Origin of the sequence: Anaerostipes sp. PC18 (genome assembly GCF_039789045.1) — a bacterium.
Classification (GTDB): Bacteria; Bacillota; Clostridia; order Lachnospirales; family Lachnospiraceae; genus Anaerostipes; species Anaerostipes hominis.
In genome coordinates this window covers 1744090-1769289 of record NZ_CP121164.1, presented here as the reverse complement: position 1 = coordinate 1769289, position 25200 = coordinate 1744090, and the positions used below count along the sequence as shown (strand labels likewise).

The window sequence follows — 25200 nt, the reverse complement described above, 5'->3', positions numbered from 1 at the left end:
CAAGCCCGCTTCAACAACATAAAAAGACCCAAGTACAGTCGATCATGCTATACTTGGGTCGGAAAAGACGATATATAACTGGTGACGGCTATACATGAGTCTCGTTATTTAAGACAAGCCAAATGATCAGAGACAGCGGATCATATCTCTTGTGATCTCCTCCAGAGAATTTGCACCGCACATGGCCATGGTATCCTGAAACTCTGCTCCTATTTTCTCAATATATGTATGGACACCCTCTGCTCCGCCTCCATACACGGCGGTCACAAACGGACGGCATATGATGACCCCGTCTGCCCCTAATGCCAGTGCCTTGAAGATATCGGCTCCGGAACGCAGTCCGCTGTCAACCAGGATCTTTATAGAGCCGTCTAACGCTTCTGCGATTTCCTCCAGCACTTCTGCCGTGGCCGGGCACTGATCCAGAACACGCCCTCCGTGATTGGACACAACGATGGCTGAGGCACCCGCCTCCTTCGCTTTTAGCGCACCCTTGACCGTCATGACACCCTTTACGATGAAAGGAAGTCCGGCTTCTTTAATGATCTCTGTCAATTCTTCCGTCGATTTTCTTCCGGCGGGAGGCGTCATATTTTTTAAGAAAGGAAGCCCGGCTGCGTCCACGTCCATAGCCACCGCAAAGGCACCGCAGCTGTGAACCTGAGAAAGCTTCTCCCGTACCGTCTCCAGATTCCATGGTTTTACTGTGGGCACACCCATGCCGCCGGCTGCCTTGATGGCCTGAGTGGCTGCTGTCATCACTTCCGGATTGACTCCGTCACCGGTAAAAGCGGCAATCCCCGCCTGTGCACAGGCCGAGACCAGGACCTCATTGTAGGACACATCTGTGTATTTATCACCATAGTGAAGATTTACAGCGCCTACGGGACCGGCAAAAAACGGATAACGGAATGTCTGTCCAAATAACTCAAGTGCGGTGCTCACCGGCTGGTTTTCAGACAGGGTATCCATATTTACCCGTATCTCCTGCCATTTCTGGTAATTGCGGATAGCTGTGTCCCCTGATCCTTTTGCTCCCGGTCCAGGGATCTGGCTGCCGCAGGCTTTTCCGTTGCACACAGGACAGGCCTTGCAGTAGGCCCCCATACAGGTTCTGGCTGAAGCCAGCAATTCTTCATAAGTCATATGCTCCTCCAATCTGTATTTAAAATGTGATACCATTTTATCATCAGGCACAGGAAAAGGCAATCAACTCTCTGCGAAGGCTGAAAGCCATAAAAACAGTGACCGCAGCTGCCAGGATGATAGGAAGAAAACAGATCCCCTGTCTGCAGGTGCCCAGGATAAAACCCTCTTTTGCCTTTCCAAGGGCGAGGTAAAGGGAGGAATACACTGTATAACACCCAAACACAAAAAATGACAGTCCGTTTGTCCTCAGTGCTTTCCGTCCCACATCGATCATGACAAGGTCATCCTTTGTAAACTGGGATATGGTGGATGCGGAAAACAGGGCAACGGATAAACCAAAGATGACACAGAAAACGGTTGACCATAGGACCATGGTCCGGATAGCCTCATGCAGGAGGTCATACTTTTGTCCTCCCTCTGATTTAAATCGTTATCTTTTCGCTTTTCTGTATCCTGCCTGCTGTGCTTCCTTTTCACTCTGGAACTTCACAAGATACTTAGAGGATTTCATTTTTTCATAATCTCTCTGCCCAGGACAGTGATAAACTTTGGACCTGGAATTACCGCAGATATAACTTGAGGTACTTTCATGACTGCTTTTTTCGGAAGATGTTCTCTTTTGGCCGGATACCGCTTTTGATGCCGTGCTCTCACCTGTTTTGTAGTCAATGGATATACCTGGCTGCACATTATATACAAAGACATTAAACTCTATTGCTTTTCCTTTATCCTCCACAGATTTCGCTTCCATCTGAACACCTTTTGCTACCAGATCCTTCTTTTCATAGACCGGAGTGACCCGGTACAGAACATGGTTTCCGGTTTCCTTTACGTAGTCGGCCACCATGTCTTCAAACGGCAGCATTCCGTCCACGTTCATGGCTCTGGTTCCTGTGATGAGATTCTTTTCATTTGCATTTTCTCCGGTGAGCTGATAACCGATCAGATGGCAGCGGTTATAGAGATACTTGCCGTCTACACTGCTGTATTTAACGGTATGCCACCCCGTGGGTTTCACCATTCCGATGGCTCCGCGCTTTTTTGTGGGCATGATGTCTTTTCCGATGTTTGCTTCGGCTGTGCCGCATCTGCCCAGAGAATCCAGTTTACTGTAGGACTCGTAGGATTTGGATTTTAAATCCTTTGAAGAAAAATCAGGGCTGTTGTTATTTAGCTCCACATACATTTTGCCTGAATAGTCGGGGATATTGTCTATGGACACATTCTGTGTTTCGGTCTTTACCGTCATTTTGACAGCTGAACCGGATTTGTCAGCTGCCTGGCACGCTCCGAGGCTGAGTGCCAGGATCAGGGTCAACAGTGCGGCTGAGATTCTATTTCGCAGTTTCATAGTGATGTTTCTCCTTTGTATATCTTTTTTTGGTGATATGATGGGTGGATCCTTCAAACTCCTCTGTTTCTTCCAGATGCCATGCCGACAGATCCAGGTCAAAATACAAGTCTGCCGGATAGATCTTATTCCAGCGGAATAGGATCAATTCTTCAATACGGTCTTCATATTCCTTTACCGGACAGTCTTCCACCAGACAGTAATCCCCGGTGTCTGCCTTTTCTAAGAAATCATCGCAGACCACAGCATTTGGGATATCTTTATAGAGCTCATAGGTGTAAGAGTTCATATATACTCTGGAGCCTTTTACCATGTCTTTCATAAAAGCCCTGAGCCCACGGTCCTGGCTCTGCCTTCTGCAATGGAATAATAGGCCGTTTTTGTCATCCAGACAGGTGATCAGTTTCATGACAGGTTCTCTCCTTTCTCTCTAGGCAGCTTCTTCCCTTGTGACCTTGGTGATCCACTTCCAGCGGTGCAGCCTTATGAATACAGGGATTGCCTTATAAAGCTGATCCCATTTCAGGAGGAAGAAGACAATGATCGGGGACAGATGCAGGACAAAGGCGGCAAAGATAGAAATCGGCAGCAAGATCAGCCACATGCTGATCAGGTTCATTTTCATGCTGAAGCTGGTGTTGCCTCCTCCGCGGATAATACCGTTGTCGCAGGACATCTGATATGCGGTCCCAACAGTTGTCACCGACAGTATTGCCATAAACTGCATGGAAAGTGCCTTTGCCTGCGGGGAGATCTGATACAGGGACAGGACCGGTTCACGGATCAGGAAAATGGCCAGTCCCGATAAAATGCCGATGGACAGGAATAAAATCTCCAGGGTTTTTACCATAGGTTTTATATTCTTTTCTTTTCCCTCCCCGATGGTCCATCCGATCATGATCCCTGAGGCGCTGGCAGAGCCGTAGACCACCACCGTGATGATCTGAAATACAATGGTGGCAATAGAGTTGGCCGCAATGGCCGGGGCTCCTAAATGGCCGAGCACCCCGGTCTGCGCCATCTGGGCAAGGCCCCATTGTGCCTGGCTTGTGAGTACCGGAAGTGCGGTCCTTTTATAGTCTCTGATGTACGACCGGTCGATGAATACCAGCTTTTTTAAGGTCAGGTTCAGGGAATGTTCCTTGTATTTTAAATACCAGATCACGATCAAAAGTTCCACCGTGCGTGAACAGAGCGTCGCAACGGCTGCGCCCCGGATACCCAGCTCCGGAAATCCAAAATTGCCGTAGATCAGGCATGAGTTCAGGATAATATTCAGGATCAGCGTAGATGCTGAGATGATATATCCTATTTTAACGATCCCGACGGATCTCAGGGATGCCGTCAAAATATTAGTCACTGTAAACATCAGGTAGGTAAAACAAATAATCTGCAGATACTTCACTCCTTCTGCAATGACAGCGGCGTCATTGGTGAGAAGGCCCAGGATCTGTCCTGGGAAGAACAGAATCAGCAGAAACATGACCGCAGCAATACCGCCGCCGAAGCGCACTGCGGTCCCGATGGTATGTACGATGGGCTCAAACCTGCCTTTTCCGAAATACTGAGTTCCCATGACCACTGCCCCTTCCGAGGCACCCACCACCAGCATCTGTAAAAAAAACTGAATCTGGTTGCACAGGGCCGAGCCGGACAGAGCCGTCTCACTGTAGGAACCAAGCATCAGGTTATCCGCCAGATTGACGCCGTAGGTGAGCAGATTTTGCAATGCCAGCGATAACGTCAGCAGAGCAAAGGTTTTATAAAAAGATTTTTCAGATATCATAATAATACTCTCATCTTTCCTTGATAATTATCTTTATTATACCAAAAAGCAATCAAGATATCTTCATTATTTTGTATAAATTTAAATTATTTGATAGTCTCATTATAATGAATGGATAGAAAAATGATCCATGATAACGTCTCATGGATCATTTATTCTGCTTGTCTTACTTTTGAAAAGAGTATTAACATTTTCAAAGAAAGCTTATTTTTAAATTATCCCAGCTTACCAGTCTTTCCAGTTCCGCTTTTGCAGATTGAAATGTACCGTGTGCATAATAGCCAAGTGTCATGGTTATGTTAGCGTGTCCCATGAGATATTGCAGAGTATTAGGGTTCATTCCTTTGTTTTCCATATTCGTACAATAGGTATGTCTGAATGAGGTGTGATGTTCGGTAACTTGTTCTTTAGTATTCTTTGGAGTGCTTGATAAGCTCTTTCTGCCAATGGAAGTTCTCGTTTTCCGTTCTTTGTTTTTGGAGTATCAATATAGTAGCCGATTTCGCTATCTCTTAATAGCTGGTGGTCTATATTGAGTATTCTGTTCTGCATATCAATATGCGTTGTCAATCCACAAAATTCAGAAATATGAAGTCCCGTTTCTAACAGAAGCACAACCGGTGAAAGCGGTATGCTTTCATGTAAAAGCAGGGTGCAGAGCAGGAAAGAGGGGATTGAACAAATCATGCTCTACGTTACTGCTTGTTATTCTTCTTCAATTTCTAAGGCAATATCAAACCCTAAAATCATTTTGATAAGTGCTTCTCGGATAAGTCCTTTTAACTCCATATCTACAACAATATAAACATTACCGTATTCATCATAGAGTGGACGCAAACAGCACTTTGATATGAATTGTGTCGGTTTTGAAAAACTCCACTTCTGAAAATATTCTGTTTTTTTGCAATCTCGGTGTCACTCATGTCCAAGAAATAGTACATCAGTAAATTTTCACAGTTACGTTCGGACAGCTTTTTCAAGGCTTCTGCCAATTCATCATCACAAATACGAATATCATTACCGCCTTTCCGTTATGACGTGAAAAGTGTTTATCCCTCTTTCCGCACCATATAGGGAATGGCAGGTATGATTTGTTAAGTTGAAACCAGAAAAAATCGAAAAAACTTTTTAATAAAATGAAAACAGCCCGTGTGAATGTAAGTACACAAACAGACTGCTTTGTAAATGTTATTGATATGAATTTTAAATTCTTGTAAAGGGTATAATGATTGTAATACTGGACTGAAATATTTCTTCAGTTGATTCCATGATTTAGTTACCATGTTCAATATATCGGTTGATGAATATTTCTATCCGCCAGAGAAAGTTGGCAAAAGCACAGCTCGCCGTCAGATAGAAACATCACTTGATTTATTGAGTGATAACGAATTAAAAATTATTCAAGGTACGATTGACGGTATCTTGAACAGCAGGGAGAATAAGAAGTAATCAGCTTCTTATTTTCCCTATTTTCCTTTTAGCGATGTTTCTTTAAGAATTATTTGTTAATGTGCTTTGCAGGAAACAAATAAGAGCCGACAATCTACAAGTTACATTAACCTATAAATTATCGGCTCTGCGTCTTTGCGTCTGGCTCTTGATTTACACTCGATAAGGATAAAAATAGATATGTATCGGCAGGAGCATAGATTTTCTCCTGCCACGCCTATATTTAGGCGGTTTGACGTGTAGTACGCTTCATATTTCGGACAATTGTACGCAAGAGAATATCGCCAAAGCTTCCAGCGTTTCTCTTTCTTCTCTACAAAAGCTGTTCCGGTATGTCTTCGACCATAGTGTCAACGAGCATATTACCAAGAGAAAAATGACACTTGCTGCGGAAGAATTGCTTTCTGGAACTGCTTCTGTGGCAGAGTTAGCAATGAAATACGGATATAGTTCCACAGAGCCCTTCAGCCGGGCTTTCCGCAAGGTGAACTGCTGATATGATTGGATTATACATAATCAATGATGAGTAAGGAATATGAATTTATAAAAGATTGTGGTTGCTTTTTTATTGTAACAATAAATGGTGATTTTCCAGCTTGCAGACCATTTGGTGCAATAATTCTTCAAACAGTTTTCTACTGCTCCGTGCCGCAGATATCGGATTTGACAGCAGCAATACCATCCCGCTTTACTTCATCTATAACCTGACGGCTTCTCTTTTGGCGATTCCTTGTGGAAACCTGTCTTTCTGATTTTTGTAATTTATGGCGTGTTTACTGCCATGACAGCAGGTGTGGAACGGGCATTCATCGCGGAAATTGCTCCGCCGCAGTTAAAGGGGACGATGCTGGGGCTGCACTCCACCCTTGCCGGGATTGCCTTGCTGCCTGCAAGTGTAATTGCTGGGCTTCTGTGGGATGGAATCGGGGCTTATGAGCCTTTTGTATACGGCAGCTTGATGTCCCTATTCTCCGCTGTCATTTTGGCAACAAAACTACGACAAACACCTAAAGCGATAAGTTGAGTTCTTTTCTATTACAAAACTAATTAAAGAAATTAAACTTTTTTCTTCGTAATCTTATAAATATATTCTTCTGGTATAGGGCGTTTATTCCCGAAGAGCTTTTTAAAATTTGCCTGCACCTCCGGATCTGTGCTGTTCATAGCTTCATCAATCGTTGCTTCAATATCAGCTCGTACATCAGCATACGATAAACCGCCAGCTTTTGCACCAGCTTTCAATGCTTTTTTAATATCTCGTTTTTCAATCCTATCATTAGAACCAACTCCCTAAAATAAAGTTAATCTTCTTTTTCAAAAATTAAATCTATCTTTCGCATACAGCCTTTTGCGTCAATTTCTGTGGGTACAAACCCTGCGTAGTGATACCCCGTTTTTGCGTAACTGTCAATAATTTCTTTGTGTTTATCAGTACAAAGGAATACAACTCCTTTCGCATTATAGTTAATTTCTACATACTCATATTTTTTCATTCTTCAAAACTCCTCGTATAATAAGTTTGTAAGCAAGAAAAACAGCTTACAGACTTATTCTTTTTTTGTTAGACAGAAGGATAATTCTAAACATCCTTTCCGAAGATTCTTCTTCCATAATGCTGGCTCATCCATTCTCTGTCTATTGGTTAATAAGTTACTTTATAGTCATGGCCCCAGATGTTACAATAAGGTTCATAAGAACTGTAGCTATGGTCACTGCTTTCAAATACAAATTTATCTTTGGATTTATTGACTTTTACAAACTGGGATTGAACAAAATCGCTGCGCGATGGCCTACCAAGGCTGTGACATAGCGATTTTCTGTTTTCAAATCATTACCCTCAAAGATAAAATTATTGATGTCAATCGATAAACATATTAGAACGCAAATTATAGTGTCTGGTTCTAAAGAATTTATCTTTTTTGTAGAATTATAGCAATAAAATTCAGATAATCTCCACCGCCAGCTTCTATTGCTTTACGGTCATTTATTGCATATTCATTATTTTGCTTTATCCAATCCGACCAAACTTCCGAATTACTTTCCATTTCATATATTGAAATTAAATCTGCCTTTTTACAATGACTAATTATGTTAGACCAATATGTTATATCATGTATATAATCAAGTTCTTCTGGTGTCCATGATAACAATAACTCTTCTGGAAGTTTGTCATGGCAATCTTTCTTCATGCCAGGAACTGTGATATAAACAAACCCACCTTTCTTAACAAATGGAAGCAATTTTTCATCTAAATATATAGGGTCACGTCCAAAATAATTATATGAATCTGTACTTACTACAGCATCAAAAAACTCTTTCTCAAATTTAAGTTCATTGGCGTCAGCTTTTACAGATTTAATTTGTGCAGAAGATAATCCCATTTTTTTGAAAAATTCTTCATTTTCTTTTGGCTCACTCCATAAGTCAACTGCAAAAACAACAAATCCATATTCTTTTGCAAGAAATACAGAAGTTAAACCTTGTCCACTTCCAAGGTCACAGACATAGCTACCAGACGGGATTTTATGATTTTGTAATAGTTCCTCTTGTAATTTTATAGGATTCGGTCCCATAATTTTTGTCTGTAAGTCGGGTGTAAAATATTTTTTACTGCGAATATATTCCATTTTCTCATCTCCGTTATTGTAATATTTTAATAGTTAATATTTGTGACTTATAACAATATTCATTTTGAGTTTCTCTGCTGAAATTAAAAAGTTATATTTGCATTTAGGACAGAATAAAGGATTATTTTACTTTCTCATTTATAATATATTTCTTGACAAATTGTTTAACGTGTGTAGTTAATTGAGTTTTTAAATCCCAACAATTTTCAACTGCATCTGCTACACTTATCCATAGAAATAATGGCGCATAATATTCAATAGCAAGCTGTTTTGTATCACACTCTTGAAGAACACCTTTTTCAATCATTTCATTAAATATATCTTCTATATAACTGATAGGACCATTTACAAGACATTTTTGATAAAGCATATTCATTTTTAAATTTCTATATTGCTCTAGTATTAACATTTTGCGAAAATTAGACGCAAATTCATCAGTCACCCAAAAATCGTATTGTGCAAGAGTAAATGTTATTAGACTTTCAATAGTTGTATTTCTGTATGCATTAGGGGTTACCTCTATTGTGCTTTCTGGTACTTGATAATCCTTAGCTCGCTTATTATCAATTTGATACATACGTTCTACGATACAGTCAAAAATATCTTGCTTATTTTTATAATGTTTATATAATGCTCCTTTTGTCATTCCCAAGGCTTCCGCAATCATACTAACAGAAACAGCCTCATAACCATTCACTGCAAATAAGTGTAGTGCAATTTTTAATATATTTTCTTTTGTGTCAGACATTTACAACCTCCTTCTTTAGTAAACGAACGTTTACTTCTGTAAACCATTATAGTAAACACTCGTTTACTTGTCAAGTAATATAAAATGTAGTGTGCCTTTGGTTCACAGGTTGATTTCTCAATCGCTGGTGCTTTGTGCCTTGCACCATATTTCCTACATACATTTCTCTATGCAAAATACTGTTGAAGAAAAAGGAACGTCATTTTAGGCGTTCCATAGTCTATGAAATATTCAATTTTTTTCTTATTTCAATACTGATGTGCCGTACCATATCTTTACATATCCAGAAAAACTTGCGTATCAAGGCTCATTCATTGGTAGTAAATTAATGTTTTTGTTTCCTTGAAAATGCTGATAGATACTGTGTTTTAGCGGATAATCAGATTTGTATTGCGTTTTTATACTAAAATGATATATAATTCAAAATTTTATAATATATGATGCACTAGACAAAAAAAGTCCGTGAGAATATCCCACGGACTTTCTTAGATAATAAATGATTGGAAAATGTACAGAGCAATCATAAAATATTTCTGATCACTTCTCTTTTTCTGCGATGACCTGTTCGAGCAGATCCACGGTCTGGTCAATGCCTAGAAGACTGCTGTTGATACAAAAATCGTAGGCTTTGGCATCGCCCCATTTGTTTGAGCTGTAGTAATTATAATAGCTGGCCCTCTGTTTATCCTTCTTTAGAAGAGCTTCCTTGCTTTTGGCTTTCGGGATCTCGTATACTTCTTCGATCCGTTTGATCCTGTCTTCAAAAGGAGCGTGGATAAAAATACTCAGGCAGTTATCAAAATCCTCCAGTGCATAGTCGGCACATCTTCCGACAAAAACACATGGACCTTTGCTGGCTATGTCCTTGATGGTGTCAAATGCGGCCAGAAATACTTTGTGGTTCAGCGGAAGGTCAAAGGAATTGGCGTTATATCCTAAAGAATATGGGTCCATGACAAGGGAATATAAAAAGCTCGTGGTCGGCTTCTCATCAAAGCTTTCAAAAATCTCCTCACAGATTCCGCTTTCCTTTGCCGCAACTTTTAATAACTCCCCGTCATAAAAAGGAATATTCAGATCCTCTGCAAGCTTTTTCCCTATCAAATGTCCGCCGCTTCCGTACTGTCTTTCAATCGTAATAATCGTTTTTGTAGCCATATGAACCGCTCCCTTCTTTTCAGTAACTTCATTTAAGTTACATCCATTATACCGCATCTTGGGAAAAAAGTACACCCAGGGGCATACCGTATTTTATACGGTTTCTACTACATAAGCCCTTCTTTTTTTACCCATTCTCTGGCAAAATCAGCATCTTCCTTCATCTGTTTTGACAGACGCTCCAATGAATCAAACTTCATTTCCGGACGCTTAAAGCAGAGAAGCTCCACAGAAATAGGTTTGTGATAAATATTTTTATCAAAATCCAGGATATAGGTTTCCACGCCCATATGTTTCTTACCTTCAATGGTCGGTTTTACTCCGATATTGCTGATCCCGTAATAGACCTGATCCTTGATGGTGATCCTGGAAACATAGACTCCGTTGGGCGGAAGCAGCTTTTCAGGATTCGGGATCTGATTGGCAGTGGGAATTCCCAGAACATCCTTGCCCATATGGTTTCCCTTTACAACAGGACCGTAGACGAGGAACGGGGAGGTAAGAAGGCGGTTGGCTTCTTCAATCCTGGCTTCTTTAAGCAGACTGCGGACACGGCTGCTGGAGACAATGCCGCCGTTTAATTCCAGCTTTGGAATCACGATCAGTTTAAAATCATACTCTCTCTGCATTTCCTGTAAGAGTTCCACGTTGCCCTGGCGTTTATAACCAAAGCCGCAGTCATCCCCTACCACTAGAATCTTCATTCCGACCTTTTTGATCAGTATTTCAGTGACAAAATCCCTGGGGGAGAGCTTGGAGAATTCCTTTGTAAAAGGATGTTCAATCAGGACATCCAGTCCTTTTTTTGCAAGTAAACGTTCTTTTTCCTCTTTTGAATAAATCATATGATAGTTTTCTGACTTCAGGGTATTGACTGGGGGACGGTCAAAAGAAAAGACAACCGTTTGATATCCCTGTTTTTTGTATTTCAACAGCTCGTCAAAAATAAGCTGATGTCCTTTGTGCAGTCCGTCGAATTTTCCAAGCGCTACCACAGAGTTATGAAATTGAAAGTTCTCCGTTTGATGTATGTATTCCATAGTGCTCCTTTCAGTAAAATATTTTATCCGGAAAGTACATGCTCTTTTGGTCTTTCCAGTCATAAATCCCGATGAAATGGCCGTCTTCATCATAGATTTTAAGACGCTGTTCTGTGCCTACAGGCAGTGTAAAGCAATCCTTTTTCAGCGGATTTCCATTATACAAAATCTTGGCATGCTGTTTTTTCACTGTGCGTTCAGGAAGATCTGAAAATATCTGGTCCGGAGGAATGACCGCCTCCATGATCCTGTTCTCCCTCATGAGTTCTTCGATCTCTTCCAGTGTATGGCTGCCTGACTTATAAAAACCACTGGCAGCGGTGCGCTCCAGTGCAGTCATGCAGGCTCCGCATCCAAGCTTTTCCCCTATATCGCGTCCGAGACTGCGGATATAGGTGCCTTTGCTGCAGACCACAGTCATGTGGATATCCGGAAGATCAATCCTCAAATCGTTGATCTCAAAAATGGTGACAGGGCGTGTCTTACGCTCGATCACCCTGCCTTCTCTGGCAAGCTCATACAGCTTTTTACCGCCCACTTTCAGGGCAGAATACATTGGCGGCACCTGCTCATATTCACCCACAAACGAGAATACGGCGTCCTCAACCTGTTTTTCGGAAACATTGACTTCTGACTCTTCAGTGACTGTCCCCCATATGTCTTCGGTGTCTGTTTTTAATCCGAGGCAAAACGACGCCCGGTACTCTTTTTTTGTGTCGGTGAGCATGTCGCAGAGCTTTGTTGCTTTGCCCAGACAGACGGGAAGCACACCGGTGGCCTGCGGATCCAGGGTACCGGTGTGTCCTATTTTCTTTTGTTTTATGATGCCTCTGAGCTTGGCCACCACATCGTGGGAGGTAAAGCCGGGCTCTTTGTATACATTTAAGATACCATTTATCATAAGCACCTCTATAATTGTTTTTGGATTCTTGAAAGAACGGTATCGGTCACTTCAGCCAGATCCGCTTTCATGCTGAAGCCGGCGGCACGGACATGTCCTCCGCCCTTAAATTCTTCGGAGATAGCAGCCACGTTTACCTTTCCGTTGGAACGCATGCTGACTTTATATGTGTCAGCATCCAGTGCATATAAAAAAACTGCGGCCTCCACGCCTTTTGTGACTCTGAGCTGGTCGATGATACCGTTGGTATCTCCGGAATCAGCTTCCAGCTGCTTCATCTCTTCGCCCGTAAGATAGGAAAGGATGACCTGTCCGTCTTCATACAGACAGCTGTTTAATAAAGCCTGTCCAAGAACCCTGTTTTGGGTAAATGTCTTTTGGTAAAAGGTCTCGTCGATCACTTTGGAAGTGTCGATCCCCCTGGAGATCAGATCTCCCGCATACTCCATCGTCTGTTTTGTCGTATTGGAATGTTTGAATACACCGGTGTCATGTACAATGCCCGTATACAGACAGTAAGCACAGTCCAGTGAGATGTGTTCAGGGTCAAACAATTCATACAGCACTTCGCAGGTGGCGCTGGCCTGGGGTTTTAAGATATATTCCTGTCCTATGCCTTTGCTGCTGATGTGATGATCAATACAAAACGTTTTTGTTGCATTTTCATACATGGAGATAAACGGTTCGATCCGATCCAGCGAACTGCAGTCTAAAACAAAGAACAAATCATAGCGGACCACTTCTGCCTCGTGTCTGACAGAACCGGCGCCGGAAAGAAACCGGAATTCCGGTGCCGGTGATTCAAGATAAACAGTCACAGATTTCCCGCGGAAATTATCTAAAATGTACTGCCGAAGCCCCAGACAGCTCCCAATGCAGTCACCGTCCGGGTGTATATGGCCGGTGATGGCAATGGAATCTGCAGCTTCGATGGATGATATGAATTCATTCATGATCGCTTCTCCTATTTGTTCAATTCGTCAATCTTTTTTGACATTTCCACTCCGTATTCAATGGAATCATCCAAAACAAAAGTGATTTCCGGGGTATTTCTGAGATTGATGGAATGAGCCAGTTCTCTTCGGATATAGCCGACAGCGCTGTTAAGGCCTGCTAGTGTATCGTCCTTTGCTTTTTGGTCACCGAGGACACTGATATAGGCTTTGCACTGTTTTAAGTCGGAAGTGACCACGGCATCCACTACGGAAGTCATAGGTGCGATGCGCGGATCTTTGATCTCCCGGCTGATGATGCGGCTTAACTCCCGCTGTACTTCCCCATTGATTCTAGTATTCTTAATGCTGTTCTTTCTCATTGTTTTCCTCCTGTCAAGAAGGCTTATCTAGGGATCTCTTCCATAATATAGGCTTCAATCTGATCGCCTTCCTTGATATCATTATAATTTTCAAGTACAAGTCCGCATTCAAATCCGGTCTTGACTTCTTTTACGTCGTCGTTAAAACGCTTAATGGATGCAAACTCACCCTCATGGAGGACGACTCCGTCACGGATAAGTCTTGCGGTGCTTCCTCTCTGGATCACACCGTCCAGGATATAAGAACCTGCAATAGTTCCAACTCCGGATGCTTTGAATGTCTGGCGTACCTCGGCATGGCCGATGACCTTCTCTACATATTCCGGCTCCAGCATACCCTTCATGGCTGCCTCGATATCTTCGATGGCATTGTAGATGACACGGTATAACCTGAGATCTACTTTTTCGCCCTCAGCGGCATCCTTTGCGGCAGGGTCCGGACGCACGTTGAATCCAATGATGATGGCGTTGGATGCAGATGCAAGCATAACGTCAGATTCTGTGATGGCACCGACTCCGCCGTGGATGACCTTGACTGCGACTTCCTCATTGGAAAGCTTGGAAAGGCTCTGTTTTACAGCCTCCACAGATCCCTGAACATCCGCTTTTACAATGATATTCAGATCTTTTACGCTTCCCGCCTGGATCTGGTCAAACAGATCATCCAGTGACAGCTGTGATTTTGTCTCAGAGAGCATTTTCTCACGGCCGTAGGCAATGAACTTCTCTGCAGTGGATCTGGCTTCTTTTTCATTTTCCATTGCCATGCAGACTTCCCCTGCAAACGGCACTTCACTCAATCCAAGGATCTCCACAGGAGTTGACGGTCCTGCCACTTTGACACGTTTTCCCTTATCATCAATCATGGCGCGGACTTTTCCGTGGGCGCTTCCTACCGCAATGGCATCTCCAACGTGGAGGGTACCCTTCTGTACCAGCACAGTTGCCACAGGGCCGCGTCCTTTGTCAAGCTCTGCCTCGATGACGATTCCTCTCGCTTTACGATTTGGATTTGCTTTTAACTCCAGCACTTCCGCGGTCAGGGAGATCATGTCTAAGAGATCGTCGATTCCTTCTTTGCTATGTGCGGATACCGGACAGAAGATCGTTGTTCCGCCCCAGTCCTCAGGGATCAGTTCATATTCTGTAAGTTCCTGTTTTACGCGCTCAATATTGGCGCTTTCTTTATCAATTTTGTTGATGGCTACGATGATCTCAACACCTGCGGCTTTGGCATGATTGATCGCTTCAATTGTCTGTGGCATGACACCGTCATCTGCTGCTACAACAAGGATCGCGATATCGGTGGACTGGGCACCTCTCATACGCATGGATGTGAAAGCCTCATGTCCCGGTGTATCCAGGAAGGTGATGGTCCCGTTGTCCGTCTGTACGGTATAAGCACCGATATGCTGTGTGATCCCACCGGCTTCACCTGCGGTGACACGGGCAGAACGGATGGCATCCAAAAGGGATGTTTTACCGTGGTCAACGTGTCCCATAACGCACACAACCGGAGGTCTGGTCACAAGATTTTTTGTATCTTCTTCGTCATCATCCTTAAGCAGCTCTTCAATGACATCCACAGTTTCTTCTAATTCCACAATGCGGTCATACTCTAAAGCGATCTCTTCTGCACGCTCAAAATCCAATTCCGTGTTAAGGTTCACAAGGCCGCCTCCGGAGATCAGAAGCTTTTTAATGATATCGTTTGCAGGAATATGGATCGCTTCCGCAAACTCCTTTAAAGTGAGGAGCTCAGGAATCTTTACTGGCTCATTTGGATCATATTCTGGTTTCTTTACTGGATCCGGCTTGATGAAAGCACCTGGTCCTGTCTTTTTCTTCTTCTGTGTATTTTGGTTTTTATTATTGAATTTGTTGTTTCTGTTCTTTCTGTTCTTTTTGTTAAACTTATTGTTTTTATTCTTCCCATTCTGTCCGTTATTATTATTGGAGAATTTCTGAGAATTCTGAGGATTCTCTTTTTTCAGGACTTTCTTATGAGTTCCCTGATTCTGACCCACTTCTTTTTCCTTCGGCTGCCTTTCCGGTTTTTTACCGGCACGGTTCTGATTCTGAGTATTCTGAGGTCTCTGCTGACCCCTGTTGCCGCGCTGCTGGTCTCTCCCCTGCTGATTCCTTGGCTTTTCCTGGCGGTTCTCTGGTTTATTCTCTTTTTTCGTCGTTTTTTCTTCCTTTTTTACTCCAAGAGCCTTTTCAATGACCGCGATCTGGGAATCTTCTACCGTACTCATATGGTTTTTTACTTCGACATTATTTTTTTTCAAAATTTCTATGATTTCTTTGCTTTGTTTTTTATATTTCTTTGCTATCTCATGGATTCTAGTTTTTGCCATAGATTGCACCTCCATTATTCAATTTTACTATTTTCGAGTTTCCCGCGAATGGCCTTTGCAAATCCCTGATCTTCTACAGCTACCGCCGCACGGAATTCTTTTCCGATGGCGTGGCCCAGTTCGCTTCTGTCACTGAAAAAATACAGCGGCACATGATAGTATTCGCACATATTCTGGTACATCTTTTTCGTATTTTCGGAAGCATCTTTGGCCGCAAGGACCAGATATGCATGGCCGGATTTCACAGATTTTTCTACCGCAAATTCTCCGCTTACCAGATTTCTCGATCGGGCTGCCAATCCGAGAAGAGACAGAATTTTATGAGTCAAGATCCATCATCTCCTTTTCCAGCGCGTCATAGACTTCCTCGGAAATCGACGTCTTAAAAGAACGGTCAAGACCCTTTGACTTTCTCGCTTTTTTCAGGCAGGAGAGAGAACGGCAGATATAAGCGCCGCGTCCGTTGGACTTTCCGGTGGGATCGATGAAGATATCTCCATCCTTGGGCTTCACCATTCTCACAAGGTCTTTTTTCGCTTTTGATTCCTGACATCCAATGCATTTTCTCATCGGAATTTTCTTGTTCATACGATCACATCCTAAATTTTATTCGTCAATATATTCAGATTCTTCTGAAAGGAGTTCTTCCTCCTCAGCCTGAGATTCGCTCTTGATATCGATTTTATAGCCGGTCAGCCTTGCCGCGAGCCTTGCGTTCTGACCCTCTTTTCCGATAGCCAGTGATAACTGGTAATCCGGAACGACAACCTGAGCGCTTTTTTCTTCCACGTCTACCGATACAGATACAACCTTAGACGGACTCAGCGCATTTTCGATGTAGACACAAGGATCTTCATTCCAGTTGATGATATCAATCTTTTCGCCCTTTAAGTCATTAACAATCGCGTTGACTCTGGCACCGTTCATACCGACGCAGGCGCCGACAGGATCTACGTTTTGATCATTGGACCAGACGGCAAGCTTTGTTCTGGAACCGGCTTCGCGGACGATGTTCTTAATCTCTACGATGCCGTCCTGGATCTCGGCTACCTCTTTTTCAAAAAGGCGCTTTACAAGATCCGGATGTGTACGGGACACTAAGATCCGGGGTCCGCGGTTGGTGTCTTTTACTTCTACGATATAAAGTTTGATCCGTTCCGTGGGCTGGAATACTTCGCCTCTGATCTGCTCGGACTTCATCAGGAGTGCATCTGTCTTGTCATCTAAGCTGACGCTGACATTCTCGCCGACATAGCGCTGTACCACGCCTGTGACAATGTCTTTTTCTTTGCAGTAAAAATGGTCAAAAACAACTCTTCTCTCTTCTTCTTTGATCTTCTGTACAATGACGCTTCTGGCGTGCATAGCAGCAATTCTTCCAAAATCTTTCGGAGTAATCTCCACGCGGACGATATCACCCAGCTCATATTTAGGGTCCATTGCTTTTGCTTTGGCAAGACTGATCTGGAGCGCCGGGTCAAAATCTTCCCCGTCTGCGGTTTCCACGACTTCTTTTTCTGCATATACGACAATATCTCCGGTCTCTCGGTCCATATTGACCACCACATTGTCTGCATTTCCAAAGTCTCTTTTGCATGCAGCAACCAGGGAATTTTCAATCGCTTCCATAATGACGTCTTTATCAATATGCTTTTCTTTTTCTAACTGGTTTAATGCATCAATTAATTCACTCATTTTTTCTGTTGTCCTCCTTTAAAAATCTAATGATAAACGGGCGGATGCCACACTTTTTGTTTCAAATTCCTGATCGGTGCCGTCGATCGAGAGAATTATTCTTTCCTTTGAATATTCTTTTAAAATACCGGTAAACTCTTTCTGTTTGTCGATGGCCTTATATAATTTAATGTCCACAGACTGCCCGATACTTCTCTGAAAGTCTTTTTCCTTTTTTAAAGGTCTTCCGAGTCCCGGGGAGCTGACTTCCAGAATATATGCGTCTTTGATGAAATCATCGGCGTCCAATTTGGCCTCCAGTGCCCGGCTGATCAGCACACAGTCATCGATACTGATGCCTCCCTCTTTATCCGCGTAAATCCGCAGATACCAGTTGGCACCTTCTTTTACATACTCCACATCAACAAGTTCAAAGTGGTTTTCATCGATGATCGGTGTCACAAGTTCTTCTGTTTTCTGTTCAATCTCTGCTTTTCCTGCCAAGTTGCCCTGCCTCCTTTTCTGCGCAAACAATAAGAGTGGACTTACGTCCACTCTTTAAGTTAAGCTTTATGTTATTGATAATTATAACACTTTCGTTTACAGAATACAAGGGTTTGTGTCGGAATCTTGTTTTTATCTTGAATCTTGAATGAAATCACAGATCAAACAGCGACAGCTGGGTAGCCTCAGGCTGTTCTTTTCCTGCGGTTTCTTTTGCCGTATACTTTTGCGGCAGGTCCGCAAGAAATTCAGAAGATTCTTTTCTCGTGAGCAGGATCAGTTCTTCTTTTGCCCTGGTCATCCCTACATAGAACAGACGCCTCTCCTCTTCCTTATCCGCAGGATAAACAGGTGATTCCAGCGGTATGCTGCTCTGTTTTGCGCCGGCGATGAACACGACCGGAAATTCCAGTCCTTTGGACCCGTGGAGAGTCATCAGGGTGACGGCATCCGACGTATATTCCTTTTCACCGCTTCTTTTTAAGTCTCCTTCTGTTCCCAGCAAAAGATTAGACAAAAAGGATGCCATATCGTTATAAAACAGAGTCATCTTGTACAGGCAGAGAAGGGATTCATCTTCCAAAAGACCGTTCTTTTCCATCCAGAGCTTTAAAATCTTTCCGGGGGACTCCTTTTTTAGAAGCTGTTTGAATTCTTTTTCCAGGCTTCCACAGTCAGGAAAAGCGCTCAGTGCGATCTGGAGAGCCTTCGTGTCCTTTTCATCGAGAAGAAACCGAAAGAATGAAGTCGTACCTTTTACCTTGTCCTCCTCAAGAAAACTGTCCTGGCCTGTGATGACGCATGGAATACTCTCCTGTCTGAGACATTTTTCTATGGCTCTGGCCTGATGGTGGGTTCTGTATAATACGGCAATTTCTCCAAAGCCTCTGGGATGTTCCGTTTTTACAGCAAAATTCTGGGCATCCATCATATCCATGCCGCCGGTGAGCCTGTTAATTTCCTTTGCAATAAAAATGGCCTCGGACCAGTCATTTGAGACAGTGACCAGACGGACTGGTTTCCCGGGTTCACGGACGGCCGAAAGACAGCGTTTGTTTCCCGGATTCCGGCTAATCACCTGAAGAGCAGATTCCACGATCTCAGGTGTTGACCGGTAGTTTTTCTTAAGATAAATTTCATACAGGTCCGGAACTTCTTCTTTCAGCCGTGCAAAACATCTGGAATCAGAACCCCGGAAGCCATAGATAGACTGGTCCGGATCTCCGATGACAAATAATTCTTTTCCGTTTTGGTTCCAGGAAAGCACCAGACGGAATTGAATGTCGTTAATATCCTGAAATTCATCTACGAGAAGATAAGAAAACTGTGAGTTTTGTAAAACCGGTGATTCTGTCTGTGAAAGCACATTCAGGAGCAGGTCGTCAAAATCTGTAAGACCCATCTCACTCATAATTTCCTGAAAACAGACTGCCTCCTCTTTCGTCAGGCATTCTTCCATTTGTACATTGTTCTTAAAATTGGATATCTGTTTTAAAAAGTCCTTTGGCTTTTTGTCTGAATCTAAACGGGTCAGTGTTTCTTTGGCGGCTTCGAGGAGTTCTGCTTCATCGGCAAGAATAATGTCCTCACCCTGCTGTTTCAGCAGCTGAAGACAGATAGAATGAAAGGTTCCGATGGTCATGTCTTTGACAGCACGTTTTCCTCCAAGCCTCTTGGCAAGCCGCTCTCTCATCTCTGCTGCCGCCTGGTTTGTAAATGTGACAGCTGTAATCTGAGCCGGAGACACGTTCCGCTCCTTCACAAGATAAGCTATTTTGTCTACCAGGGTTTTCGTTTTTCCTGTTCCCGGTCCTGCGATGACCGCAACAGGCCTGTTTTCAGCAGCGACCGCCTCCTGCTGTTCTTCGTTGATCCCTGTATCTCTGACGTTAAGGACGTCTGCATCCATGACTGGTTCTTTTTTCATAGGCCTGATTTTTTTCTTCTTTTTCTCATGCTCGGCTGCAGCGGCAATTCCCAGAGAATCAAAAAACGTCATCTGGCCGTTAATGATGTCCATCTCGTCCTTTTCGATGAGATGGATTTTTCCGTATTCTCCGTCATATCCGGGGTCGCGGCGGACTTCTCCCCGTCTTAAACGTCGGATTCCTTCCTCTACACAGGCTCCCGCACTGTGCCGGATATCCTCAAGCGGTACTTCTCTTAAAATAGAAAACTCCGGGCCAAGCTCCGAGAGCATTTTTTCAAACTGGGCATTCACTTTTTTTCCGCCGGCTGACATTCCCGTAGATGCCGCAATGACTTCCGGAAGTGGTACAAGGCTCTCAAAGGGCTTCGCATCAGGACGGAGATAATCTTCCGGCCTGTCCGCCAGCTGCTCTACCCGGTGCTGGACTCCGATGGTGATCTTTTTTTTGCAGACCGGACAGATCCCGCCATATTCCTTTGTCTCTGACGGAGTCAGCACAAGACCGCATTTCCGGTGTCCGTCAAAGTGATATTTTCCTTCTTCCGGGAAAAACTCGATCGTTCCGTACATCCCCTGTCCGGTCTGGATGGCTCTCGTGAGGTCCGAATAGGAAAGTTCAATGTTCAGGAGATTGGCTTCCCGGCCGAGTTTTGCCGGAGAGTGGGCGTCTGAGTTTGAGATCAGCTGGAAGGAGTCCAGTGCCGAAAGCCTCCAATTCATAGGAGGATCGGAGGACAGGCCTGTCTCTAACGCATGGATATGAGGCGTTAAGTCTTCAAAACACTCCTCGATCGTATCAAACCCTGAAAAGGCTCCGAACAGTGAAAAATAAGGAGTCCATATATGGGCAGGCACCAGTACCGCATCCGGAGAAATGTCCAGAAGAATCTCCAAGAGATCCCGGCTGTCCAGACCGAGGATCGGCCTGCCGTCGGAATGAATGTTGCCGATGGTCTCGAGCTTTGCGGAAATTTTATCTGCGGCTTCAAGTCCCGGAAGAAGGATCAGATTATGGACCTTTCTTGTCTTTCCGTTCTTTTTATAGATAGAGCTGATCTCTCCGGTGATGACAAAGCGCGGATTCTGGCCGTCCGGAGCGATCCCGTCTTTTATCCGGAATTCATCTTTCAGGATATACAGGCCTTCTTCCGCAGGCACCAATTTTTCCTGTAACTCGTCCCTCCATGCCTGATGAGTAAAATCACCGGTTCCTACAATATGAATCCCTTTTCTTCTGGCCCAGAGATCCAGATGTTCCGGATCACACTCTTTGCTTGTAGCCCTGGAATATCTGGAGTGGATATGTAAATCTGCAATGTACATCGTATTCTCCTTCTTTCGTAGTGTTTTATTCTTACATAGAACGCACTTTCCTATGGAACAAAGCGGACAAGTCCGCTTCAACTCCCTAAATCCCTCAATCATGAGGGACTCGTTCTGCTTTGTGCGCCAAATGCGATTTGACGCAGTCAAATGATTTCCTTACGCATTTGTGTGCATACTTGCCCGCAGGGCTTTTTTATTCCATAGGGAGGTTCGAAGAACTTTCCTATGGAATAAGAACAAAACAGATAATCTGCTGATCATCTGTTTTTAGTGACTGCTTATGAAATTATTTGCAGAATCTGATGGAATAAAGATAAAGCAGCGGGAAAACAAAGCCTCCCAGGCTTGTAGCCGTAAATTCATTTACAAAGAGATTAAAAATAAATATGAATACAGCGGCGGCTACCAGTGCGATGGCAAGCTGGAAGCAGGTTTCTCCAAATTCAAAATGTTTGGCTGCTTTTAAGCCGTAAACTCCGCACACTATTTCAAGCATCCCGAAGATAATGCAGACTACAAGGTACACGGTTAAGATCGCACCGCTCAGCCTGACCTGCTCCATGGCCATCTTCATCAGATTGCGGCTTGTCATCAGAGTGACATTGGTCAAAAGGTTTAAGATCCCGGCTAATAACAGAATGATGCTCATGATCGTCAGCATCACATTCCTCTTTTTGTTCATATGTTTCTCCTAACTTGTAATAATGAAATTATTCTATCACAGAATGTTTTGAAAATCAAACATTCTGTCTGACAACCATTCTCAGCAAACGAAATACGAGAAATCCTATAAGGTTCGCAATGACGATGCTTGCACCGGCCGGTGCAGAAAAGAGATAAGACCCCGACAGGCCGATACAAAAACATATGACGGAGAGGAAGCCGGAACAGATCACGACTCCCCGGAAGCTTTTAAACATCTGCATGGCCGTCAGCGCCGGAAAGATGACCAGGCTGGAAATGAGCATGGCCCCCATCATTCTCATGCCGATAACAATCGTGACAGCGGTCAGGATCGCAAGAAGCGAATTGTAAAAGGAAACATCTACTCCCGATGCCCGCGCAAAGCTTTCATCAAAGGTGACAGCAAAAATTTTATGATAACAAAAGAGAAACAAAATAAGGACTGCGGCACTCAGCAAAACACTCAGGCGTACATCTTCTCTGCTCATGGCCAGGATGCTTCCAAACATATAGCTGTATACATCCATATTCATACCGGTAGTAAAGGAAGTCACCAAGACCCCGGCAGCCAAAGCCGATGCCGACATGACAGCAATGGCCGCATCGCTGCTGATCCGGCTGCTCTCAGTAAGCTTCAGGAGAAAAAATGCCGCAATGACAACGACCGGAATCGAGAGTTTCAAAGGAGCGATCCCGAAGGCTATTGCAATGGAAAGTGCTCCGAAGGACACATGGGACAGTCCGTCCCCGATCATGGAAAATTTTTTCAGCACAAGACTCACACCGAGCAGGGCTGCACAGAGGGAAATCAAAATTCCCACGATAAAAGCACGGATAATAAAAGGATATGATACCATTTCTTTAAATAGTTCCATGGACAGCACCTCCATTCATTTCATGGAAATGTTCAGAACTGCGGTATTCTGAGACACTGCCGAAAAAGTAATCCTCATGCCGGATGTGAAGGATCTCATCTGCATCCTTTAAGGCGTTGGACAAATCGTGTGAAACCATCAAAATTGCGATGCCCTCATTTTTGTTGAGTTCCTTCAGCAAGACATAGAGTTCTTTTGCGGCACCAGGGTCCAGACCTGTCACCGGCTCGTCCAGGACCAGCAGCTGATCGGTTGCGCATAAGGCTCTTGCCAGCAGGACTCTCTGCTGCTGGCCGCCGGAAAGCTCCCGGTAGCATGTTTTTGAAAGCTCCGGGATTCCAAGCTTCTTTAGCTGTTCCATGGCGGTAAATTTTTCTTTTCTCATATAAAAAGGCCTGCGCTGTTTTCGGCTTAAAAAACCTGACAGAACCACTTCCAGGGCAGTTGCAGGAAAGTTTTTCTGCATTTCCGTCTGCTGGGGGAGATATCCGATGCCCTTTCCAGAAAGACTGCGCCGGATTTTCCCGGAGACAGGGCGCACAAGACCTAACATCGTCTTGATAAACGTGCTCTTACCGGAGCCATTTTGTCCGATGACAGAAATATAAGCCCCCTGTTCTATTTCCATATTTAAGTCTTTTACGATGACATGTCCGTCATATCCAAGATTCACATGACTGCATGAAATAATGGATGTCATTCTCTCAGTCCTTTCTCCAGATTTTTCACATTTTTCTCCATCAGATCCAGGTATGTGACGCCCTGGTCAAACTGACGTTTTGTCACGGTGTGGCAGGAATAAAACGTCATATTTTCGGCACCGGATGCTTCACAGATCACATCCGCAATCTTACTGCTTCCAAAGTCCATATGATAGATGACCGGTATTTCTTCTTTCTTTACTAAGTCAATCAGATAGGAAAGCGTCCGGGAGCTGGGCTCCGATTCCTCGCTGCATCCCGGGAATGCCGCCCTGTAAGAGAGGCCGTATTCCTCGGTAAAATAGCGCATGGGGAACTTATCTCCGAAAACTATGAGCTTGCGTTTTCCGTGTTTTACTGTTTCTCTGAACTCCTGGTCCAATTTTTTGAGCTTTTTCAAATAATTCATTGTATTCTTTTCATAAAAATGGGCGTTGCCGGGATCTTCCTTTGATAAGACGGCGCAGATTTTTTTCACGACTTTCTGCGCATTCACAGGAGATGTCCAAATATGTTCGTCATATTCTGTTTCCCCTTCTTCTTCCTTAGGAAGGCTCATCCCCTCTGTCACCTCTTCTTCCACTGGATTGACCGAATCCATGAAGGCATAAGAAACCTGTCCGCTGTTTTCCTGGGATTTTTGTATTTTTTGGACCCAATATTCCATCGCTCCGCCGTTATAGAAAAAAATATCTGCTTTCTGTATGCTGATCAGATCGGCCGGAGTCGGTTCAAATGTATGGCTGTCTTTGCCCGCGGTGACGATCATTTTGAGTTTTACTTTATCTTTCCCAATTTGACGCACAAAATCATAGTAAGGGAAAATAGTGGTAACAACATTTAGTTTTTTTGAACTGCTGTCGGAATATTTACCGGTGCCGCATCCGGATAATGCGGACAGGCAGACAGTAAGGCACAGCAGAAAGACAATCCATCGTTTCACAGGCATTTTCCTTTCTGTATATTATCTAATTGAATATAATAGCAGGAAAAAATTTGAATTGCAAATATGGAAATTTTCTTGTGGTTGAATATTTTGTCGAATTATCATATACTTATACTTCATAGGAGAAAGGGGAATGAGTTTATGAGTCAGTATACGTCTACAAAAAAACAGCTGAAAGCGCGTGAAAATGCGTTGTTGCACGGGATTCTCTTAATGTCTGTGCTTTTGCTTGCGGACACTTATTTAAGAACCAGGAGCTATATTCTGATTGATGGAATATGGAATAATATCTTTATTATTGTCGCTGCTTTTACTTTGATTTTTTTGGAAATGATCATAAAAGGGGCCTTCGATCTGAGCGATCCGGTCTGGACTGTGTTGGCCGGAGCCGTTGGCATCGGGAGCCTGGCAGCCTTTGTCAGTCAGGCATATCTCATATTTTTCAGCAAAGACAGTTTCTTTCTCATCACAGAATCAATATCCAGCAATGGATTCTTTTTAATCTGTTCCGTGCTGGGAATGCTTGTGGTTGCAGCTTATTTTATAAAGAGGAAATGTTTTTTGAGATAAAAGATCACTATAAAAAGGACAGGGAACATGAACTGCTTCCCGTCAGGTAGACAATTAAAATAATAATACTTTTTCTGCCAGTAGGTAATACCTGCTGGTAAATCTT

General features: G+C 43.5%; 26 protein-coding genes and 3 pseudogenes. 2 read left to right on the top strand and 27 right to left on the bottom strand.

The genetic code is table 11. The features are described 5' to 3' along the window. Positions 1 to 126: 126 nt before the first annotated feature. From P8F77_RS09590 to P8F77_RS09555, 8 genes and pseudogenes are all read right to left on the bottom strand, one after another. Positions 127 to 1146 (bottom strand): alpha-hydroxy-acid oxidizing protein, encoded by a 1020-nt coding sequence (locus P8F77_RS09590; protein WP_024727544.1) that lies wholly within the window; start codon positions 1144 to 1146, stop codon positions 127 to 129. A gap of 43 nt (positions 1147 to 1189) precedes the next feature. Beyond that, positions 1190 to 1570, bottom strand: a pseudogene (locus tag P8F77_RS09585) (MATE family efflux transporter); the annotation flags it as partial. A 9-nt stretch (positions 1571 to 1579) separates the two neighbouring features. Beyond that, complete coding sequence (locus P8F77_RS09580; protein ID WP_024727546.1) at positions 1580 to 2500, bottom strand: DNA/RNA non-specific endonuclease; 921 nt, start codon at positions 2498 to 2500, stop codon at positions 1580 to 1582. After that, entirely contained in the window at positions 2484 to 2909 is a 426-nt protein-coding gene (locus P8F77_RS09575; protein ID WP_024727547.1) for a hypothetical protein, read from the bottom strand. The genes P8F77_RS09580 and P8F77_RS09575 overlap by 17 nt, the downstream gene beginning before the upstream one ends. 21 nt (positions 2910 to 2930) lie before the next feature. Then, on the bottom strand, positions 2931 to 4286 hold the full coding sequence (locus P8F77_RS09570; protein WP_034549364.1) for an MATE family efflux transporter: 1356 nt from the start codon (positions 4284 to 4286) through the stop codon (positions 2931 to 2933). A 193-nt stretch (positions 4287 to 4479) separates the two neighbouring features. Then, a pseudogene (locus P8F77_RS09565) lies at positions 4480 to 4904 on the bottom strand (site-specific integrase); the annotation flags it as partial. Between the two features lie 87 nt (positions 4905 to 4991). Next, positions 4992 to 5138: a helix-turn-helix domain-containing protein gene (locus P8F77_RS09560; RefSeq protein WP_081723830.1), complete on the bottom strand. Its 147-nt coding sequence runs from the start codon at positions 5136 to 5138 to the stop codon at positions 4992 to 4994. Next, a pseudogene (locus P8F77_RS09555) lies at positions 5078 to 5424 on the bottom strand (hypothetical protein). The gene P8F77_RS09560 and the pseudogene P8F77_RS09555 overlap by 61 nt, the downstream one beginning before the upstream one ends. Before the next feature lie 1041 nt (positions 5425 to 6465). Here P8F77_RS09555 and P8F77_RS09550 point away from each other — a divergent pair. Beyond that, positions 6466 to 6759, top strand: coding sequence for a hypothetical protein (locus tag P8F77_RS09550; protein WP_270430526.1), 294 nt, complete (start codon positions 6466 to 6468; stop codon positions 6757 to 6759). Between the two features lie 32 nt (positions 6760 to 6791). Here the strand turns inward: P8F77_RS09550 and P8F77_RS09545 are convergent, their stop codons facing one another. The 19 genes from P8F77_RS09545 to P8F77_RS09455 form a co-directional block, all read right to left on the bottom strand. Further along, positions 6792 to 7004: a hypothetical protein gene (locus P8F77_RS09545; RefSeq protein WP_347256442.1), complete on the bottom strand. Its 213-nt coding sequence runs from the start codon at positions 7002 to 7004 to the stop codon at positions 6792 to 6794. A gap of 32 nt (positions 7005 to 7036) precedes the next feature. Continuing rightward, complete coding sequence (locus P8F77_RS09540) at positions 7037 to 7228, bottom strand: DUF4177 domain-containing protein (protein WP_003434344.1); 192 nt, start codon at positions 7226 to 7228, stop codon at positions 7037 to 7039. A gap of 417 nt (positions 7229 to 7645) precedes the next feature. After that, the gene (locus P8F77_RS09535) at positions 7646 to 8362 is read right to left on the bottom strand and encodes a methyltransferase domain-containing protein (protein ID WP_148458748.1); all 717 of its coding nucleotides are present in this window, start codon (positions 8360 to 8362) and stop codon (positions 7646 to 7648) included. A gap of 121 nt (positions 8363 to 8483) precedes the next feature. Next, on the bottom strand, positions 8484 to 9110 hold the full coding sequence (locus tag P8F77_RS09530) for a TetR/AcrR family transcriptional regulator (RefSeq protein WP_024727553.1): 627 nt from the start codon (positions 9108 to 9110) through the stop codon (positions 8484 to 8486). 537 nt (positions 9111 to 9647) lie between these two features. Beyond that, complete coding sequence (locus P8F77_RS09525; protein ID WP_024727554.1) at positions 9648 to 10268, bottom strand: cytidylate kinase-like family protein; 621 nt, start codon at positions 10266 to 10268, stop codon at positions 9648 to 9650. Between the two features lie 107 nt (positions 10269 to 10375). Continuing rightward, on the bottom strand, positions 10376 to 11308 hold the full coding sequence (locus P8F77_RS09520; protein WP_287520353.1) for a bifunctional riboflavin kinase/FAD synthetase: 933 nt from the start codon (positions 11306 to 11308) through the stop codon (positions 10376 to 10378). A gap of 10 nt (positions 11309 to 11318) precedes the next feature. Continuing rightward, positions 11319 to 12209 (bottom strand): tRNA pseudouridine(55) synthase TruB, encoded by an 891-nt coding sequence (truB, locus tag P8F77_RS09515; protein ID WP_287520350.1) that lies wholly within the window; start codon positions 12207 to 12209, stop codon positions 11319 to 11321. Positions 12210 to 12217: 8 nt separating this feature from the next. Beyond that, positions 12218 to 13162 carry a bifunctional oligoribonuclease/PAP phosphatase NrnA gene (locus P8F77_RS09510; protein ID WP_024727557.1) on the bottom strand — a complete coding sequence of 315 codons (945 nt, stop codon included), beginning with the start codon at positions 13160 to 13162 and terminating at the stop codon, positions 12218 to 12220. 11 nt (positions 13163 to 13173) lie between these two features. After that, the gene (rbfA, locus tag P8F77_RS09505; RefSeq protein WP_034549369.1) at positions 13174 to 13524 is read right to left on the bottom strand and encodes a 30S ribosome-binding factor RbfA; all 351 of its coding nucleotides are present in this window, start codon (positions 13522 to 13524) and stop codon (positions 13174 to 13176) included. A gap of 23 nt (positions 13525 to 13547) precedes the next feature. Next, on the bottom strand, positions 13548 to 15884 hold the full coding sequence (gene infB, locus P8F77_RS09500; RefSeq protein WP_024727558.1) for a translation initiation factor IF-2: 2337 nt from the start codon (positions 15882 to 15884) through the stop codon (positions 13548 to 13550). 14 nt (positions 15885 to 15898) lie between these two features. Continuing rightward, complete coding sequence (locus P8F77_RS09495; protein ID WP_034549372.1) at positions 15899 to 16213, bottom strand: ribosomal L7Ae/L30e/S12e/Gadd45 family protein; 315 nt, start codon at positions 16211 to 16213, stop codon at positions 15899 to 15901. Then, on the bottom strand, positions 16203 to 16472 hold the full coding sequence (locus P8F77_RS09490) for a YlxR family protein (RefSeq protein WP_024727560.1): 270 nt from the start codon (positions 16470 to 16472) through the stop codon (positions 16203 to 16205). The genes P8F77_RS09495 and P8F77_RS09490 overlap by 11 nt, the downstream gene beginning before the upstream one ends. 18 nt (positions 16473 to 16490) lie before the next feature. Beyond that, positions 16491 to 17579, bottom strand: a complete 1089-nt coding sequence (nusA, locus tag P8F77_RS09485) for a transcription termination factor NusA (protein ID WP_270430514.1) — start codon at positions 17577 to 17579, stop codon at positions 16491 to 16493. 18 nt (positions 17580 to 17597) lie between these two features. After that, on the bottom strand, positions 17598 to 18062 hold the full coding sequence (gene rimP, locus P8F77_RS09480) for a ribosome maturation factor RimP (protein WP_009289623.1): 465 nt from the start codon (positions 18060 to 18062) through the stop codon (positions 17598 to 17600). Positions 18063 to 18216: 154 nt separating this feature from the next. Next, complete coding sequence (locus tag P8F77_RS09475; protein ID WP_287520343.1) at positions 18217 to 21315, bottom strand: UvrD-helicase domain-containing protein; 3099 nt, start codon at positions 21313 to 21315, stop codon at positions 18217 to 18219. 289 nt (positions 21316 to 21604) lie between these two features. Beyond that, positions 21605 to 22000, bottom strand: coding sequence for a hypothetical protein (locus P8F77_RS09470; protein WP_270430510.1), 396 nt, complete (start codon positions 21998 to 22000; stop codon positions 21605 to 21607). Positions 22001 to 22055: 55 nt separating this feature from the next. Beyond that, the gene (locus tag P8F77_RS09465; protein WP_024727565.1) at positions 22056 to 22877 is read right to left on the bottom strand and encodes a metal ABC transporter permease; all 822 of its coding nucleotides are present in this window, start codon (positions 22875 to 22877) and stop codon (positions 22056 to 22058) included. Next, a complete protein-coding gene (locus P8F77_RS09460; RefSeq protein ID WP_287520508.1) occupies positions 22864 to 23577 on the bottom strand; it encodes a metal ABC transporter ATP-binding protein in 714 nt (237 codons plus the stop codon). Before P8F77_RS09460 ends, P8F77_RS09465 begins: the two co-directional genes overlap by 14 nt. Next, on the bottom strand, positions 23574 to 24527 hold the full coding sequence (locus P8F77_RS09455) for a metal ABC transporter substrate-binding protein (protein ID WP_081723832.1): 954 nt from the start codon (positions 24525 to 24527) through the stop codon (positions 23574 to 23576). The genes P8F77_RS09460 and P8F77_RS09455 overlap by 4 nt, the downstream gene beginning before the upstream one ends. Before the next feature lie 138 nt (positions 24528 to 24665). Here P8F77_RS09455 and P8F77_RS09450 point away from each other — a divergent pair, with 138 nt between their 5' ends. Beyond that, positions 24666 to 25094: a hypothetical protein gene (locus P8F77_RS09450; protein WP_095142906.1), complete on the top strand. Its 429-nt coding sequence runs from the start codon at positions 24666 to 24668 to the stop codon at positions 25092 to 25094. The last annotated feature ends 106 nt before the right edge of the window (positions 25095 to 25200 follow it).

Excerpts from the sequence above, each read along its gene's own strand:
- P8F77_RS09535 (WP_148458748.1), bottom strand. The coding sequence starts at position 8,362 with ATGGAATATATTCGCAGTAAAAAATATTTTACACCCGACTTACAGACA.
- P8F77_RS09525 (WP_024727554.1), bottom strand. The coding sequence starts at position 10,268 with ATGGCTACAAAAACGATTATTACGATTGAAAGACAGTACGGAAGCGGC.
- P8F77_RS09465 (WP_024727565.1), bottom strand. The coding sequence starts at position 22,877 with ATGGAACTATTTAAAGAAATGGTATCATATCCTTTTATTATCCGTGCT.
- P8F77_RS09540 (WP_003434344.1), bottom strand. The coding sequence starts at position 7,228 with ATGAAAAAATATGAGTATGTAGAAATTAACTATAATGCGAAAGGAGTT.
- P8F77_RS09470 (WP_270430510.1), bottom strand. The coding sequence starts at position 22,000 with ATGAACAAAAAGAGGAATGTGATGCTGACGATCATGAGCATCATTCTG.
- nusA (WP_270430514.1), bottom strand. The coding sequence starts at position 17,579 with ATGAGTGAATTAATTGATGCATTAAACCAGTTAGAAAAAGAAAAGCAT.
- P8F77_RS09520 (WP_287520353.1), bottom strand. The coding sequence starts at position 11,308 with ATGGAATACATACATCAAACGGAGAACTTTCAATTTCATAACTCTGTG.
- P8F77_RS09490 (WP_024727560.1), bottom strand. The coding sequence starts at position 16,472 with ATGAACAAGAAAATTCCGATGAGAAAATGCATTGGATGTCAGGAATCA.
- truB (WP_287520350.1), bottom strand. The coding sequence starts at position 12,209 with ATGATAAATGGTATCTTAAATGTATACAAAGAGCCCGGCTTTACCTCC.
- P8F77_RS09590 (WP_024727544.1), bottom strand. The coding sequence starts at position 1,146 with ATGACTTATGAAGAATTGCTGGCTTCAGCCAGAACCTGTATGGGGGCC.
- infB (WP_024727558.1), bottom strand. The coding sequence starts at position 15,884 with ATGGCAAAAACTAGAATCCATGAGATAGCAAAGAAATATAAAAAACAA.
- rbfA (WP_034549369.1), bottom strand. The coding sequence starts at position 13,524 with ATGAGAAAGAACAGCATTAAGAATACTAGAATCAATGGGGAAGTACAG.
- P8F77_RS09580 (WP_024727546.1), bottom strand. The coding sequence starts at position 2,500 with ATGAAACTGCGAAATAGAATCTCAGCCGCACTGTTGACCCTGATCCTG.
- P8F77_RS09475 (WP_287520343.1), bottom strand. The coding sequence starts at position 21,315 with ATGTACATTGCAGATTTACATATCCACTCCAGATATTCCAGGGCTACA.
- P8F77_RS09460 (WP_287520508.1), bottom strand. The coding sequence starts at position 23,577 with ATGACATCCATTATTTCATGCAGTCATGTGAATCTTGGATATGACGGA.
- P8F77_RS09450 (WP_095142906.1), top strand. The coding sequence starts at position 24,666 with ATGAGTCAGTATACGTCTACAAAAAAACAGCTGAAAGCGCGTGAAAAT.
- P8F77_RS09510 (WP_024727557.1), bottom strand. The coding sequence starts at position 13,162 with ATGAATGAATTCATATCATCCATCGAAGCTGCAGATTCCATTGCCATC.
- P8F77_RS09455 (WP_081723832.1), bottom strand. The coding sequence starts at position 24,527 with ATGCCTGTGAAACGATGGATTGTCTTTCTGCTGTGCCTTACTGTCTGC.
- P8F77_RS09575 (WP_024727547.1), bottom strand. The coding sequence starts at position 2,909 with ATGAAACTGATCACCTGTCTGGATGACAAAAACGGCCTATTATTCCAT.
- P8F77_RS09570 (WP_034549364.1), bottom strand. The coding sequence starts at position 4,286 with ATGATATCTGAAAAATCTTTTTATAAAACCTTTGCTCTGCTGACGTTA.
- P8F77_RS09530 (WP_024727553.1), bottom strand. The coding sequence starts at position 9,110 with ATGTCTGACACAAAAGAAAATATATTAAAAATTGCACTACACTTATTT.